The following is a 15,974-nucleotide window of genomic DNA, read 5'->3' on the forward strand; positions in this document are numbered from 1 at the left end:
GCATCACATGAATGATCGCTGTCATCCTGCCTGGTTGAAGCCCGCATCGGGCGTCGCAACAGGCTGCTACTGTGACCGGCAGGTCAGGGGCGAATCGCCCAGCATGGGATGCATCCAATGCAATTCCCCGGGGTTCCTCTCCCTCGTCGTCCTCATCGGGGCCAGCGGCTCAGGCAAGTCCACGTTCGCCCGCCGCCACTTCAAGCCGACCGAGGTCATCTCCTCGGACTTCTGCCGCGGCCTGGTCGCCGACGACGAGAACGACCAGAGCGCCAGCAAGGACGCCTTCGACGTACTCCACTACATCGCGGGCAAGCGTCTGGCCGCCGGCCGGCTCACCGTCGTGGACGCCACCAACGTGCAGGCCGAGGCCCGCCGCCGGCTCGTGCGGCTGGCCCGCGAGCACGACGTGCTGCCCATCGCCGTCGTCCTCGACCTGCCCGAAGAGGTCTGCCTCGCCCGCAACGCCGACCGCCCGGACCGTGCCGACATGCCCCGCCACGTCGTCCAGCGCCACCGCCGCGAGCTGCGCCGCTCCCTGCGCGGCCTGGAGCGCGAGGGCTTCCGCAAGGTCCACGTCCTGCGCACCGAGGAGGAGGCCGAGCACGCCGAAGTGGTGCTGGAGCGCCGCTACAACGACCTGCGCCACCTCACCGGCCCCTTCGACATCATCGGCGACATCCACGGCTGTCGCTCTGAGCTGGACACCCTGCTCGGCAAGCTCGGCTACGTGGACGGCGCCCACCCCGAGGGCCGCACGGCGGTCTTCGTCGGCGACCTCGTCGACCGGGGCCCCGACAGCCCCGGCGTGCTGCGCCGCGTGATGTCGATGGTCGCGGAGGGCAACGCGCTGTGCGTGCCCGGCAACCATGAGAACAAGCTCGGCCGCTACCTCAAGGGCCGCAAGGTACAGCTGACCCACGGCCTCGCCGAGACCGTCGAGCAGCTGGAGCGGGTGGACGCCGAGGACCCCGAGTTCCGCAAGCGGGTCGGGGAGTTCATCGACGGGCTCGTCAGCCACTACGTCCTGGACGGCGGCAGGCTCGTCGTCTGTCACGCCGGTCTGCCCGAGAAGTACCACGGCCGCACCTCCGGCCGGGTCCGCTCGCACGCGCTCTACGGCGACACGACCGGCGAGACGGACGAGTTCGGTCTGCCCGTGCGCTACCCGTGGGCGGAGGACTACCGGGGCCGCGCCGCCGTCGTCTACGGCCACACCCCGGTCCCCAACACCTCCTGGATCAACAACACCATCTGCCTGGACACCGGGGCCGTCTTCGGCGGGAAGATGACCGCGCTGCGCTGGCCCGAGCGCGAACTGGTCGACGTACCGGCCGAGCGGGTCTGGTACGAGCCGGCCAGGCCGCTGGTCACCGAGGCACCCGGCGGGCGCGAGGGCCGGCCGCTGGACCTGGAGGACGTGCGGGGCCGCCGGATCGTGGAGACCCGGCACATGGGCCGCCTCGCCGTCCGCGAGGAGAACGCGGCCGCGGCCCTGGAGGTGATGAGCCGGTTCGCGGTCGACCCCCGGCTGCTCGCCTACCTCCCGCCGACCATGGCACCCACCGCCACCTCCCGCGAGGACGGCTATCTGGAGCACCCGGCCGAGGCGTTCGCCCAGTACCGGCAGGACGGCGTGACGAAGGTCGTGTGCGAGGAGAAGCACATGGGCTCGCGCGCCGTGGCCCTGGTCTGCAAGGACGCCGCCGCGGCCCGGGAGCGCTTCGGGACGGGGGAGGCCGGCGGCGGCGGACCGACCGGCGCGTTGTACACCCGCACCGGCCGCCCGTTCCTGGACGACTCCGCGCTCACCGAGACCGTGCTCGGCCGGCTGCGCGCGGCCGTCACCGAGGCCGGGCTCTGGGAGGAGTGGGACACCGACTGGGTGCTGCTCGACGCCGAGCTGATGCCCTGGTCCCTCAAGGCGGCCGGCCTGCTCCGCTCGCAGTACGCGGCGGTGGGTGCCGCGTCCGGCGCGGTGTTCCCCGCCGCCACCGGGGCGCTCGCGGCCGCCGCCGCGCGCGGTGTCGACGTGGGCGCGCTCGCGGACCGGCAGCGGGACCGGGCAGAGGACGCGGCAGCGTTCACCGAGGCGTACCGGCGCTACTGCTGGAGCACCGAGGGCCTGGACGGCGTGCGCCTGGCACCGTTCCAGATCCTCGCCGTGCGGGGCCGCTCCCTGGCCTCCGTACCCCATGACGAGCAGCTGGCCTGGCTGGACCGGCTGGTGGAGCACGACCCCAGCGGCCTGCTCCAGGTCACCCGGCGGCTCGTGGTCGAGACCGCCGACGAGGCATCGGTCCGTGCGGGCGTCGACTGGTGGCTGGAGATGACCGGCCGGGGCGGTGAGGGCATGGTCGTCAAGCCGCTCGGCGCGCTCGTCAGGGACGGCAAGGGCCGGCTGGTCCAGCCGGGCATCAAGGTGCGCGGCCGGGAGTACCTGCGGATCATCTACGGACCCGAGTACACCCGCCCGGAGAACCTGGACCGGCTGCGGGGCCGTTTCCTCGGCCACAAGCGCTCGCTCGCCCTGCGCGAGTACGCCCTCGGGCTGGAGGCCCTGGACCGGCTCGCCGACGGGGAGCCGCTGTGGCGGGTCCACGAGGCGGTCTTCGCGGTCCTGGCACTGGAGTCGGAGCCGGTCGACCCCCGGCTCTGAGCGCCGGGGCATACAAACAGGCTGGCGATTCGCCGGGTGAACGGCGCGCCGCGCGGTGAGGATGTGGGCATGGGATTCCATGTCGACTCCGAGGCCGGGCGGCTGCGCCGCGTCATTCTGCACCGCCCCGATCTGGAACTGAAACGGCTCACACCGAGCAACAAGGACGCGCTCCTCTTCGACGACGTGCTCTGGGTGCGCCGGGCCCGTCAGGAGCACGACGGCTTCGCGGACGTGCTGCGCGAGCGCGGGGTGGAGGTGCATCTCTTCGGCGACCTGCTCCGCGAGTCGCTGGAGATCCCCGTCGCCCGGCGGCTGGTGCTCGACCGGGTCTTCGCGGAGAAGGAGTACGGCCCGCTCGCCACCGAGCATCTGCGGGCCGCGTTCGAGGAGTTGCCGGCCGCCGAGCTGTGCGAGGCGCTGGTCGGCGGTATGACCAAGCGGGAGTTCCTCCAGCGGCACCCGGAGCCGGTATCGGTGCGCTTCCACGTCATGGACCTGGACGACTTCCTGCTCGGACCGCTGCCCAACCACCTCTTCACCCGGGACACCTCGGCGTGGATCTACGACGGGGTCTCCATCAACGCCATGCGCTGGCCGGCCAGGCAGCGCGAGACCGTCCACTTCGAGGCGATCTACCGCCACCACCCGCTGTTCACGGGCCCGGAGGCGGGCGCCTTCCACCACTGGTCGCAGGGGCAGGACGACTACCCGTCCACCATCGAGGGCGGCGACGTCCTCGTCATCGGCAACGGCGCCGTCCTCATCGGCATGAGCGAACGCACCACACCGCAGGCGGTGGAGATGCTGGCCCGGGGCCTCTTCGACGCCGGCTCGGCCCGGACCATCGTGGCGCTCGACATGCCCAAGAGCAGGGCGTTCATGCACCTGGACACCGTGATGACGATGGTCGACGGCGACACCTTCACCAAGTACGCGGGCCTCGGCATGCTCCGCTCGTACACGATCGAGCCCGGTGAGGGACCGCGCGACCTCAAGGTCACCGACCATCCGCCCGAGCAGATGCACACCGCCATCGCCCATGCGCTCGGCCTCGACTCGATCAGGGTGCTCACCGCCACCCAGGACGTGCACGCGGCGGAGCGCGAGCAGTGGGACGACGGCTGCAACGTGCTGGCCGTCGAACCGGGCGTCGTCGTCGCCTACGAGCGCAACGCCACCACCAACACCTATCTGCGCCAGGAGGGCATCGAGGTCATCGAGATCCGGGGCAGCGAGCTGGGGCGGGGCCGGGGCGGGCCCCGCTGCATGAGCTGCCCGGTGGTGCGGGAGGCCGTATGACGGGCGACGGGGGCTCTGTATAGCAATGCATTGCGTCGTATAGAGTTCCAGGGATACCGTATGCGTCCCCCGCCCGACCCAGGAGCAGTCACCATGGCCATAGACCTCGCAGGCCGCCACTTCCTCAAGGAGCTGGACTTCACGGCCGCGGAGTTCCGCGGCCTGATCGAGCTGGCCGCCGAGCTCAAGGCGGCCAAGAAGTCGGGTGGCGAGACGCAGCGGCTGCGCGGCCGGAACATCGCGCTGATCTTCGAGAAGACCTCCACCCGCACCCGGTGCGCCTTCGAGGTGGCCGCCGCCGACCAGGGCGCCTCCACCACGTACCTCGACCCCTACGGGTCCCAGATGGGGCACAAGGAGTCGGTCAAGGACACCGCCCGTGTCCTCGGGCGGATGTTCGACGGGATCGAGTACCGGGGGGACAGTCAGGCGACCGTCGAGGAGCTGGCCGCGCACGCCGGGGTTCCGGTCTTCAACGGGCTCACCGATGACTGGCACCCCACCCAGATGCTCGCCGACGTCCTGACGATGACCGAGCACAGTGCGAAGCCGCTGGAGGAGATCGCCTTCGCCTACCTCGGCGACGCCCGGTTCAACATGGGCAACTCCTACCTGGTCACCGGGGCCCTGCTCGGCATGGACGTGCGCATCGTCGCGCCCGAGGCCTACTGGCCCGCCGCGACGGTGATAGGGCTGGCCCGCGCGCTCGCCGAGACGTCCGGGGCGAGGGTCACGCTCACCGAGGACGTGGCCGAGGGCGTGCGCGGTGCCGACTTCGTCTCCACCGACGTCTGGGTCTCGATGGGCGAGCCCAAGGAGGTCTGGGACACCCGCATCGCCGCCCTCGCGCCGTACGCCGTCACCATGGACGTCCTGCGGGCCACGGGGAACCCCGGGGTGAAGTTCATGCACTGCCTGCCCGCATACCACGACCTCGGCACCGGGGTCGGGCGCGAGATCCACGAGCGCCACGGGCTGACCGAGCTGGAGGTCAGCGACGAGGTGTTCGAGTCCGCGCACTCCGTCGTCTTCGACGAGGCGGAGAACCGTATGCACACCATCAAGGCCGTCCTCGTGGCGACGATGGCCAAGGACTGACCCGCACGGGCACCCGCATGCCCATGCACCCATTCGGGTGAACATGCGGGGGCATGTCTATGATGGTTCCGATTGGTGGGGTTCGAGCTCGCACGCTCGGACCCCCTTTTCGTGCGCGGAACGGCCCGGTCCACGACGACGTCGGACCACCGCCCGGACCGCACCCCCCCCACGTGTTCCGCCAGAGATGAGACCCCGCCGTGAGCCCCCTGCGCCTCCCCGGCCCGCCGCAGCGCGTCAAGGACCCACACCGGCTGATCGCCGAATCGGGCGCCGACCTGGAGGGCCACGGCCTCAAGCGGACCATGGGCCTGTTCCAGCTGGTGTGCTTCGGGGTCGGCGCCGTCGTCGGGACCGGCATCTTCGTGGGCCTGTCCGACAGCGTCGCCGAGGCCGGTCCCGCCGTCGTCGTCTCCTTCGTCCTCGCGGCCGTGACCTGCGTCTTCACCGCGTTCTCGTTCGCCGAACTGGGCAGCGCGATCCCCGTTTCCGGCAGCTCGTACTCCTTCGCCTACGCCACGCTCGGCGAGCGCCTCGCCTTCCTCGTCGGCTGGTGCCTGCTCCTGGAGTACGGGGTCTCGGTCTCCGCCGTCGCGGTGGGCTGGAGCCAGTACGTCAACGAACTCCTCGACAGCCTCCTCGGGTACCGGCTGCCGGACGTGCTCTCCGCCGGGCCCGGTGACGGCGGCGTGATCAACCTGCCCGCCGTGATCGTGGTCATGATGGCCGCCACCCTGCTGGTGCGCGGCGTCCGCGAGAGCGCCGGTGCCACCGCCGCGATGGCCGTCCTCAAGCTCACCGTCCTGGCGCTGTTCTGCGTCATCGCCTTCACCGCGTTCGAGCGCGGCCACCTCACCCCGTTCGCCGCCCATGGTGCGAGCGGCGTCACGGCGGGCGCCTCCCTGGCGTTCTTCTCGTACATCGGCTTCGACGCGATCACCACCGCCGGCGAGGAGGTCAGGAACCCGCGCCGCGACATCCCCGTCGCGATCATGATCTGCATCGGGCTGGTCACCCTGCTCTACTGCGCGGTCGCCCTCGCCGCGCTCGGCGCGCTCGGCCCGGAGGCCGTCTCGGACAAGCCGGCCGCGCTCTCGCTGATCGTCGACCGGGTCACCGGCTCCTCCGTCGGCGGCGGCGTCATCGCGTTCGGCGCGGTCGTCGCCATCGCCTCGGTCGTCCTCGCCGTGATGTACGGACAGACCCGCATCCTGATGTCGATGTCCCGCGACGGCCTCGTGCCGAGGGTCTTCGAGCGGGTCTCGCCGCGTACCTCGACCCCGGTCGCCAACACCTGGATCGTCGCCGTCGTCTTCGCCGTCCCGGCGGCCTTCTCCTCGCTCGGCATGGTCGTGAACCTGACCACCATCGGGACGCTCGCCACCATGGTCGCCGTCAACACCGCCGTGATCGTGCTGCGCCGCCGCAACCCCGAGGTGAAGGGCTCCTTCCGGATCCCGCTCCACCCGCTCAGCCCGCTCCTGGGCGTCGTCTTCTGCGTCTACCTGATGTACGGGACCGGCTGGACGACCTGGGTCCAGTTCGCCGTGTTCCTCGCCGCGGGCGCCCTCGTGTACGCGGGCTACGGGCGCCGCCGCTCCCGCCTGGCGGACACGGCCTGAGGCCTACTTCGGCGGCAGGGTGAACCAGACCGCCTTGCCGCGCTCCGTCGTGCGGTGACCGCAGGACGAGCTGAGGGTACGGATCAGCAGCAGCCCCCGGCCGTGCTCCTGCCAGGGGTCCGGTACGTCGTCGGGCTCCGGCCGGGACAGATCCCCGGGCGGGGCCGGGTCGCCGTCGTGCACCTCCACCTGGCACCCGCTCGGCAGCAGCTCCACCACCAGCTCTATGGGCTCGTCACCGGGCGTGTGCTCCACGGCGTTGGCGACCAGCTCGGCGGTCAGCAGCTCGGCCGTGTCGCTGTCGGCGGGGGCGTCGATGTCCGCCAGGACCGTACGGATCAGCGCGCGGGCGATCGGCACGGCGGCCGTGGAGTGCGGCAGGGTGATGCGCCAGGAAGGGGGTGGCAGGCCGTCGGGGGGCACGGGGGTTCCGTTCGGGTGAGCGCGGGTGTCCTGGGCTCAGATTTCCGCGCTCAAGACTTCTTGGCTTCAACCTTACGAAGCCGCGCGACGCGGACAAGAGGCTGCGGGCCGGTACGAAGGGGACGTTCGTCACTGGCCCGGCTCCGCGCCGGCCGTGAGGGCGCCGACGTCGTCTTCGGAGGTCCGGCTCATGCCCCGCATTCTGCCGGGCGCGACGCCCGGCGGGCAGGGGTTTTCCCGACGGACGCCGAGCGCGCGCACCGCGTCCGGGTCCGTACCGATCGCAGCGGGCCGTGGTGGGTGCGGCGCGCCGTACGGGTGAAGCGAGGCAGGGGAGATATCTGTATTGAGTGCCCTTCGCCCGTTATGTGACTGTCCGTGTCACCCCGTCCACCGCCGCGCCCCGCCCCCCTGCCGCATGACCGCGCTCCTCGTCTGTCACTTCGTCCTCGCGGCCTGCGCGCGCCCGCTGGTGCGATGGCTGGGGACGCGCGCCTTCCTCGTCCTCGCGCTGCCGCCCGCCGCCACCACCTGCTGGGCCTTCACACAGTGGGACATGGCCGCGTCCGGCGCCTCGGTCTCCTGGTCATGGGCGTGGATGCCCGACTACGGGGTCTCCGTGGACATGCGCCTGGACGCCCTCGCCGAGCTGATGGTGCTGCTCGCGGCCGGCGTCGGCACGCTCGTCCTGCTCTACTGCGCCTCCTACTTCAGCGACGACACCCCGAGGCTGGCCGGATTCGCCGGGAACCTGCTCGCCTTCGCCGGGGCCATGCTCGCCCTCGTCCTCAGCGACGACCTGATCTCGCTCTACGTCTTCTGGGAGCTGACCACGGTCTTCTCGTACCTGCTCATCGGGTACAACAGCGAGCAGCGGCACAGCCGCCGCTCCGCCCTCCAGGCGCTGACCGTCACCACGCTCGGCGGGCTCGCCATGCTGATCGGGTTCCTGATCGTCGGTCAGGAGGCCGGGACCTACCGCATCTCCGAGATCCTCGCCGACCCGCCTCAGGCCGGCCCCGCCGTCGAGGCCGCCGTCCTGCTCATCCTGTGCGGGGCGCTGTCCAAGTCGGCCGTCTGGCCGTTCAGCCTCTGGCTCCCCAACGCCATGGCGGCGCCCACCCCCGTCAGCGCCTATCTGCACGCCGCGGCCATGGTCAAGGCGGGGGTCTACCTGGTCGCCCGGCTCGCCCCCGGCTTCGCCGACGTGCCCGCCTGGCGGCCCGTAGTGATGGTCCTCGGCGCCGCGACGATGCTCCTGGGCGGCTGGCGGGCGCTGCGGCTCAACGACCTGAAGATCGTCCTCGCCTACGGGACCGTCAGCCAGCTCGGCTTCCTCACCCTGCTGGCGGGCATCGGCAACCGCGACATCGCGCTGGCCGCCGCCGCGATGATCCTCGGGCACGCCCTGTTCAAGGCCCCGCTCTTCCTCGTCATCGGCATCGTCGACCACGCGGCCGGCACCCGGGACCTGCGCAGACTCTCCGGCGTGGGACGTGCGCTGCCCCATGTCTGCGCCGTCGCCGTGCTCGCCGCCGCCTCCATGGCCGCGCTGCCCCCGCTGCTCGGCTTCGCGGCGAAGGAGGCGGCGTTCGAGGCGCTGCTGCACGGCGACGCGGCGGACCGCTGGGCGCTGGGGATCGCGGTGGCCGGGTCGATGCTGACCGTCGCGTACACCGTCCGGTTCGTCTGGGGTGGCTTCCTGCGCAAGCCGGGCGTGCCCGACACCCCGGTCCACCGGGTCGGCCCCGCCTTCCTCGCCCCGCCCGCCGCGCTCGCCCTGTGCGGGCTGGTGCTCGGCCCCGGAGTCGGCTGGACCGACCGGCTGCTGAGCGCCTACGCCGACGTCTTCCCCGCCCCCCACCACCCCTACCACCTGGCCCTCTGGCACGGCTGGGGCACCGCCCTGCTGCTCTCGGCCGTCGCCGTGCTGGGCGGCGCGGTCCTCTTCGCCGGACGCGACAGGGTCACCCGGCTCTCCCGGCGCATCGCCTGGCCCACCGCCGACAGCGTCTTCGGCCATGTGCTGCTGGGCCTGGAACGCCTCTCCCTCCAGGTCACCGGCTTCGTCCAGCGCGGCTCGCTCTCCGTGTACCTCGCCACCACCCTGCTGGTGATGCTCGCCGGACAGCTCGCCGTGCTCGTCGCCGACCGGCCCTGGCACGGCGCGCGGGCGCCCCAGCTCTGGGACGTACCGCTCCAGGGCGCCGTCGCCGCGCTGACCTGCGCGGCGGCCCTGCTCTGCCTGACGGTGAGACGGCGCATGAAGGCCGTCGTGCTGGCCGGACTCACCGGATACGGGACCGCGCTGCTCTTCGTCGTCCAGGGTGCCCCGGACCTGGCGCTCACCCAGTTCTGCGTGGAGACCGTGTCCATGATCGTGTTCGTGCTGGTGCTGCGGCGGATGCCGGTGCACTTCCAGGAGTCGGTGAGTTCCTGGCGGCGGGCCGTGCGCATCCCCGTCGCCCTCGCCGCCGCCGCGACCCTCGGCGTGGTCGTCTGGGTCGCGGGCGCCGCGCGCACCGCTCCCGCGGCCGGCGCCGCCATGGTCGAGGAGACCGCGCACCACGGCCTCAAGGACGTGGTCGCCACGATCCTGGTCGACCTGCGCGCCTGGGACACGATGGGGGAGTCCGCCGTCCTCGCCGCCGCCGCGATCGGCGTGACCAGCCTCATCTACCTGCACCGCCGCGCCGAGGGAACGGCGGCACCCTCGGAGACGCGCGGGCACACCGCCTGGTCGGTGACCGCCGCCCCGCTGAACGGGGTGCCGCGCGGCGACGAGGGGGCGCCCGAGCGCGGCTGGCTGGCGGCCGGAGCCACCCTCGCGCCCGAGCACCGGTCCGTCGTCTTCGAGGTGGTGGTGCGGCTGCTGTTCCACCCGATCCTGGTGCTCTCCGTGTACCTGCTGTTCTGCGCCGAGAACATGCCGGGCGGCGGCTTCGTCGGCGGTCTGGTCGCCGGCCTCGCCCTGATCACCCGCTACCTGGCGGGCGGCCGCTTCGAACTCGCCGAGGCCGCGCCCCTGCAACCCGGGCTCTTCACCGGCCTCGGCCTCTTCCTCTCCACCGGGGTGGCGCTGCTCGGCCTCCTTGACGGAACGGTCCTGCACGCCTGGACCCACCACGGCCACCTGCCGCTGATCGGCGACTACGAGTTCGGTACGCCGGTGATCTTCGACTGCGGTGTCTACCTGCTGGTCCTGGGCGTCGTCCTCGACATCGTGCGGGCCCTCGGCGCGAAGATCGACCGCCAGATCGAGCGGGCCGCCGCCGAGAAGGCCGCCGCCCGCGATGCCGGACCGGAGACGGGGGAGGCCACCCCATGAGCGTCAGCGCCTCGCTCCTCGCCACCGCCACGGTCCTGTGCGCGGTCGGCGGCATCCTCATGCTCACCCGGCCCCTCACCCGCATCCTGCTGGGCGCGGTCGTCGCGGGCAACGGCATCAACCTCCTCATCCTGTCGGCCACCGGATCGGCAGGCCGGGAACCGCTGCTGTACGGCGTCGACCTCGCCCGGGTCACCGACCCGCTGCCCCAGGCCATCGCCCTCACCGCGATCGTCATCACCCTCGCCACCACCGCGTTCCTCCTCGCCATGGCCTACCGCTCCCACCAGCTGACCGGCACCGACGAGGTCCACGACGACCTGGAGGACCGGCGCATCGTGCTGCGTGCCGAGGTGCTGGGAGAACGCGACGAGCTGCGCGAACGCTTCCGCGCCGACGACGAGCGCACGGCCGAGACCCGCCGCCGCTACCGCGAGGCCCGCCGCGGGCTGCGGGCCAGGCTGCGCGCCGACCGCGCCCTCCAGGCCAGGGGCCGCAACGCCACCGGCGACCTGTGGCACGACGTCCTCGGCGCGGACCCGGAGGACTACGCGAAGCGCGACGAGGCCCCCGCGCCCGACACCGACAACCCAGGAGGCACCGGATGAACGCACTCGTCCCGCTGCCGGTGCTGCTCCCGCTCTGCGCCACCGGACTGAGCCTGACCTTCGGCACCCGGCTCAAGCGGTTCCAGCGCTTCATCAGCGTCGCCGTGCTCACCGCCGTCCTCGGGCTCTCCGTCACCCTGATGGTCGCCGCCGACACCGAGGGCCCGCTCTCCGTCCACCTCGGCGACTTCGCACCGCCGCTCGGCATCACCCTGGTCGCCGACCGGCTCTCCGGCCTGATGCTGACGATCTCCTCGGCCGTCACCCTGTGCGTCCTCGTCTACTCCCTGGGCCAGGGCATGGCCGACCGCGACGAGGAGACGCCCGTAGCGGTCTTCCACCCCGCCTACCTGATCCTGGTCGCCGGGGTCTCCTGCACCTTCCTCGCGGGCGACCTGGTCAACCTCTACGTCGGCTTCGAGATCATGCTCGTCGCCAGCTTCGTCCTGCTGACTCTCGGCGGCACCGGCCCCCGCATCCGGGCGGGCTCCACCTACGTGATCATCTCGCTGTTCTCCTCGATGCTCTTCCTCACAGCCATCGCCATGACCTACGCGGCGGCCGGCACCGTCAACTTCGCCCAGCTGGCCGGGCGCCTCGCGGACCTTCCGCTGGGCGTCCAGACGCTCATCCAGGCCATGCTGCTGACGGTCTTCGCCATCAAGGCCGCAGTCTTCCCGCTCGCCGCCTGGCTCCCCGACTCCTACCCCACCGCCCCCGCCCCCGTGACCGCCGTCTTCGCCGGGCTGCTCACCAAGGTCGGCGTCTACTGCATGCTCCGCACCGAGACGCTGCTCTTCCCCGGCAACCGGCTCGGCGACCTGCTGATGGCGGCCGCGCTCGCCTCGATGATCGTCGGCATCCTGGGGGCCGTCGCCCAGACCGACCTCAAGCGGCTGCTCTCCTTCACCCTCATCAGCCACATCGGTTACATGGTCTTCGGGATCGGCCTCGCCACCCGGGAGGCGTACGGCGGGGCGATCGTCTACGTCGTCCACCACATCACCGTCCAGACGACGCTGTTCCTGGTCGCCGGGCTGATCGAACGACGGAGCGGCACCACCGAACTGACCCGGATCGGCGGCATCGCCCGCGCGGCCCCCGCACTCGCCGTCCTCTTCTTCGTCCCCGCGATGAACCTGGCCGGCATCCCACCGCTCTCCGGCTTCATCGGCAAGCTCGGCCTGATGCGCGCCGGCGTCGCCGACGGCGGGGTATGGGCGTGGATCCTCGTCATCGGCGCCACCGCCACCAGCCTGCTCACGCTGTACGTCGTGGCCAAGGTCTGGAACCTGGCCTTCTGGCGGGCCGCGCCCCCCGGACAGGCCGCCGCCGGCACGGTCCTGGAGTCGGACGACGACAGCGACGACGACACCGACGAGGGCCCCGACCGGATGCCCGGCACCGGAGACGAGGGCGTACGCCTGCGCCACCAGCCGGCCGGGCTCGCGGTCGCCGCCACCCTGCACGGCCGCGCCGTCACCACCACGAGTGTGCTGCCCCGCCCGATGATCTGGGCGACCGCCGCCACCGTCGCCCTCGGGCTCGCCTTCACCGTGTTCGCCGGACCGCTGACCTCGTACACCGACCGCTCGGCCGCCGAGCTCATCGCCCGTACCCCCTACATCGAGGAGGTGCTCGGCCGGTGAGACGCCTCGTCACCTTCTCCTTCCGGAACAAGGACCTGCCGCCCTTCAGCGCCGTGTTCGGCCGCCGCCGCGTGCTCGACCTCCCGCTCATCGCCTGGCTCACCGTCATCTGGGTGCTGCTCTGGTCCAGCCTGAACTGGGCCAACCTGCTCACCGGGGCCGTGGTCGCGGTGGCCGTCTCCCTGGCGTTTCCGCTGCCCAGGGTCGACCTCGGACTGCGGCTGCACCCCTGGGGCATCCTGCGGCTGAGCGGCTATCTGCTCTACGACATGTACACCTCGGGCGTGAAGGTGACCCGGCAGATCCACGGCCGCCACCCGCGCCGGGGGGCCGTCATCGCCGTACCGCTGCGCTGCCGCTCGGACCTGATGCTCACCGCCGTCGCCGTCGGGGTGTCCAACGTGCCCGACAGCTCGGTCGTCGAGGTGCGCCGCGCCACCGCCACCGTCTTCGTGCACATCCTGGACGGCCGGCCCACCGAGCTGGCGGCGGCCAGGCGGTCCGTCTGGCGCATGGAGGAGCTGATGGTACGGGCCTTCGGCACCCGCGACGAGATCGAACGGGTCGCCGCACCGCCCCCGCGACTGCCGCACACCGGCGGGCGGCCGGGAGACCAGGAGGAGGGCACATGAGCGCGCCGGAGACCGTGGACCGGGTGCTGCTCTTCGCGGCCGTCGTCGTGACCGTCATCGCGGGCGCGGCCCTGCTGGCGCGCATCTGGCGGGGGCCCTCGATGCTGGACCGGGCCATCGCGCTGGACGTCTGCGCGGCCCTCATCATCGCCGGGCTCGGCGCCAAGTCGGCCTTCGCGCGCGACCCGTTCTACTTCCCGATCATGCTGGTGCTGGCCTTCCTCGGCTTCACCGGTTCCGTCGGCATCGCCCGCTTCATCGCCGTACGCGACCGGCCGCCGGGCCACCCGCACGGGGAGCGGACCCGGCACGGCGGGGAGGAGAAGCCATGAGCGTCTGGCTCCAGATCCTCGACACGGCGGGCGCGGCACTGGTGCTGATCGGCGCCGCCATCTGCCTGCTCGGTGTGATCGGCATGCTGAAGCTGCCGGACGTGCTCTCGCGCAGCCATGCCGCGACCAAACCGCAGGCGCTGGGCATGCTGATCGTGCTGGCCGGTGTGGCGCTGCGGCTGCGCAGCGGCATGGATCTCGCCACGCTCGCGCTCATCGGCTTCTTCCAGCTGATGACCGGGCCGGTGGCGGCGCACCTGGTCGCGCGCTCCGCCTACCGGACCGGGCAGGTCGACCACGGTGAGCTGCTCTTCGACGACCTCGACGAGCAGCTCACCGAGGAGCACTGATCCGGCCTACGGCGAAGGGGTCGCGCGGATGTTGCTGAGCCCGAGCCCGAGATCGCGCCCGGTGCCGCGCAGCCGCCGGGCCATCCCGTCCTCCATCACCCGGGCGAGGAGGGCCAGCGCGTCGGCCACCCGGGTCCGGTCCTCGCCGAGCCCGGCCAGCAGCTCGGTCTCGATCTCCACCTGGCGCGGGAAGAGCGCGTCGATCGCCGCCTTGCCCGACTCCGTGATGGTCACCAGCGCGGCCCGCCGGTCGGCCGGGCTGGGGGTGCGCTCGATGTGGCCGCGCTTCTCCAGCTTGGCCAGCGTCTTGCTGACCCCGGCCCGCGACAGCCCCATGTTGTCTGCCAGCCTGCGGGCGATGGCGGGCTCGGTGGCGTGCCGCAGCGGAATCAGCAGCTCCGCCTCGGGGCCGGTGAGCGGGGCGCCCTCGTAGAGCGGCTCCAGGGCGAGGTCGAACAGCGAGGACACCTGTTTGACCAGGGCCACGACCTCCATGGCGGAGATGTCGAGCCCGGGATTGTGGCTGGCCCACGCATCGCGTACGCCGTCGGGATGGGACTGCACCGGCACTCCTTCGTCAGCGGCGAGCTTATCGAATCCCCGCTTTGTTAACTAGTGAACCATCGGTTATCTTTTTCGTCATGCTCTCTCGTCCCCCCGCCTCCGCCGAGGCGACCCAGCAGGCCGCTCCGTCCGTCCCGCCCGGCCGGGCCTCCGCCCTGATCGCCGTGCTCGGCGCGCTCACCGCCGTCGCCCCGCTCGCCACCGACATGTACGTGCCCGGCTTCCCCTCGATGGGCACCGCCCTGCACGCGAGCGGCTCGGCCGTGCAGCTCACGCTCACCGCGTTCCTGGTCGGCATGGTCGTGGGCCAGCTGCTCATCGGCCCGGTCAGCGACGGCTGGGGCCGCCGCAGGCTCCTCATCGCCGGAGCGGGCGGCTTCATCGCCTTCTCCCTGCTGTGCGCCGTCGCCCCGAACGTGGAGCTGCTCACCGCGGCCCGGTTCCTCCAGGGCTTCGCGGGCGCCGCCGGCATGGTGCTCGCCCGCGCGGTGATCACCGACTGCTTCCACGGCGCCGACGTGCCCCGCTACTTCGCGCTGCTCTCGCAGATCCTCGGCATCGCGCCGATCATCGCGCCCGTCATCGGCGGCGCGGTCCTCTCGGTGTCGACCTGGCGCGCGATCTTCGTCGTGCTCGCCGTGATCGGTGTACTGCTGTTCGCCGCCGTGATCAGGTACGTCCCCGAGACGCTGCCGCCCGAGCGGCGGCACGGCGGGGGCCTCACGGGGACGTTCCGCACGATGGGCACGCTGCTGACCCGCCGCGCCTTCATGGGGTACGTGCTCGTGCTCGGCTTCACATCGGCGGCGCTGTTCGCCTACATCAGCGGCTCCAGCTTCGTCTTCCAGAACGTGCACGGCGTATCGCCCACCGTCTACTCGCTGATCTTCGCCTCGAACGCCGTGGGCATGCTGATCGGCGGGGTCACCTTCGCGCGGTTCGCCGGCCGGGTCGGCCTGAACAGGCTCCTGATCATCGGCCTCGCCGTCTCCGGCGCCGGGGCCCTGGCCCTGCTCGTGATCCCCGCCCTGGCCGGGCAGAGCCTCGCCGTCAGCTGGATCTGCCTCTTCGTCGCCATGTCCGGCGTCGCGCTGATCTTCCCCTCGACCATGAGCATCGGCCAGAACCTCGGCCGCCGCGCCCCGGGTGCCGCGTCGGCGCTCATCGGCGGCCTCCAGTTCCTGTTCGGCGCCGCCGCCTCCCCGCTCGTCGGCCTCTTCGGTGAGGACACCGCGACCCCCATGGCCGTCATCATGCTCGCCGCCCTCGCTCTGGCCGGCCTCGCCCTCGTCCTGCTCGCCCGGCCGTGGCGGGCGCACGGCGAGGTCGGCGCCGACCGCTCCTGACCCACGCGGTCACACCCGGGCCGCCGGTCTTCTCACACCGGCGGCCCGCGCGATGTGCGGC

At 72.0% G+C, this 15,974-nt stretch carries 13 protein-coding genes; 11 read left to right on the forward strand and 2 right to left on the reverse strand.

Annotated features, from left to right (window positions below; genetic code table 11):
- Nucleotides 1–103 precede the first annotated feature (103 nt).
- The 4 genes from B082_RS0119065 to B082_RS0119080 all read left to right on the forward strand — a co-directional run bounded on the left by B082_RS0119065 (nucleotide 104) and on the right by B082_RS0119080 (nucleotide 6,681).
- Entirely contained in the window at nucleotides 104–2,659 is a 2,556-nt protein-coding gene (locus B082_RS0119065; protein WP_018553418.1) for a polynucleotide kinase-phosphatase, read from the forward strand.
- Nucleotides 2,660–2,728: 69 nt separating this feature from the next.
- Complete coding sequence (locus B082_RS0119070) at nucleotides 2,729–3,961, forward strand: arginine deiminase (RefSeq protein ID WP_018553419.1); 1,233 nt, start codon at nucleotides 2,729–2,731, stop codon at nucleotides 3,959–3,961.
- 93 nt (nucleotides 3,962–4,054) lie between these two features.
- Entirely contained in the window at nucleotides 4,055–5,059 is a 1,005-nt protein-coding gene (gene argF, locus B082_RS0119075; protein ID WP_018553420.1) for an ornithine carbamoyltransferase, read from the forward strand.
- A gap of 200 nt (nucleotides 5,060–5,259) precedes the next feature.
- Entirely contained in the window at nucleotides 5,260–6,681 is a 1,422-nt protein-coding gene (locus B082_RS0119080) for an amino acid permease (protein WP_018553421.1), read from the forward strand.
- A 3-nt stretch (nucleotides 6,682–6,684) separates the two neighbouring features.
- Here the strand turns inward: B082_RS0119080 and B082_RS0119085 are convergent, their stop codons facing one another.
- Nucleotides 6,685–7,104 (reverse strand): ATP-binding protein, encoded by a 420-nt coding sequence (locus B082_RS0119085; protein ID WP_018553422.1) that lies wholly within the window; start codon nucleotides 7,102–7,104, stop codon nucleotides 6,685–6,687.
- Nucleotides 7,105–7,522: 418 nt separating this feature from the next.
- On the opposite strand from B082_RS0119085, the gene B082_RS0119090 reads away from it, so the two are divergent.
- The 6 genes from B082_RS0119090 to mnhG are packed head-to-tail and all read left to right on the forward strand — an operon-like array spanning nucleotide 7,523 to nucleotide 14,003.
- A complete protein-coding gene (locus B082_RS0119090; protein WP_018553423.1) occupies nucleotides 7,523–10,432 on the forward strand; it encodes a Na+/H+ antiporter subunit A in 2,910 nt (969 codons plus the stop codon).
- Nucleotides 10,429–11,040 (forward strand): Na(+)/H(+) antiporter subunit C, encoded by a 612-nt coding sequence (locus B082_RS0119095; RefSeq protein WP_018553424.1) that lies wholly within the window; start codon nucleotides 10,429–10,431, stop codon nucleotides 11,038–11,040. Before B082_RS0119090 ends, B082_RS0119095 begins: the two co-directional genes overlap by 4 nt.
- On the forward strand, nucleotides 11,037–12,689 hold the full coding sequence (locus B082_RS0119100; protein ID WP_018553425.1) for a Na+/H+ antiporter subunit D: 1,653 nt from the start codon (nucleotides 11,037–11,039) through the stop codon (nucleotides 12,687–12,689). Before B082_RS0119095 ends, B082_RS0119100 begins: the two co-directional genes overlap by 4 nt.
- Complete coding sequence (locus B082_RS0119105) at nucleotides 12,686–13,321, forward strand: Na+/H+ antiporter subunit E (protein WP_018553426.1); 636 nt, start codon at nucleotides 12,686–12,688, stop codon at nucleotides 13,319–13,321. Before B082_RS0119100 ends, B082_RS0119105 begins: the two co-directional genes overlap by 4 nt.
- The gene (locus B082_RS0119110) at nucleotides 13,318–13,653 is read left to right on the forward strand and encodes a monovalent cation/H+ antiporter complex subunit F (RefSeq protein WP_018553427.1); all 336 of its coding nucleotides are present in this window, start codon (nucleotides 13,318–13,320) and stop codon (nucleotides 13,651–13,653) included. The genes B082_RS0119105 and B082_RS0119110 overlap by 4 nt, the downstream gene beginning before the upstream one ends.
- Nucleotides 13,650–14,003 carry a monovalent cation/H(+) antiporter subunit G gene (gene mnhG / locus B082_RS0119115; RefSeq protein WP_018553428.1) on the forward strand — a complete coding sequence of 118 codons (354 nt, stop codon included), beginning with the start codon at nucleotides 13,650–13,652 and terminating at the stop codon, nucleotides 14,001–14,003. Before B082_RS0119110 ends, mnhG begins: the two co-directional genes overlap by 4 nt.
- A gap of 6 nt (nucleotides 14,004–14,009) precedes the next feature.
- Here mnhG and B082_RS0119120 read toward each other — a convergent pair whose 3' ends face one another.
- Nucleotides 14,010–14,567 (reverse strand): MarR family winged helix-turn-helix transcriptional regulator, encoded by a 558-nt coding sequence (locus B082_RS0119120; RefSeq protein WP_018553429.1) that lies wholly within the window; start codon nucleotides 14,565–14,567, stop codon nucleotides 14,010–14,012.
- Between the two features lie 77 nt (nucleotides 14,568–14,644).
- Between B082_RS0119120 and B082_RS0119125 the strand changes: the two genes are divergently transcribed.
- Nucleotides 14,645–15,913 carry a multidrug effflux MFS transporter gene (locus B082_RS0119125; RefSeq protein ID WP_018553430.1) on the forward strand — a complete coding sequence of 423 codons (1,269 nt, stop codon included), beginning with the start codon at nucleotides 14,645–14,647 and terminating at the stop codon, nucleotides 15,911–15,913.
- The last annotated feature ends 61 nt before the right edge of the window (nucleotides 15,914–15,974 follow it).

This window comes from Streptomyces sp. ATexAB-D23 (genome assembly GCF_000373645.1).
Taxonomy (GTDB): domain Bacteria; phylum Actinomycetota; class Actinomycetes; order Streptomycetales; family Streptomycetaceae; genus Streptomyces; species Streptomyces castrisilvae.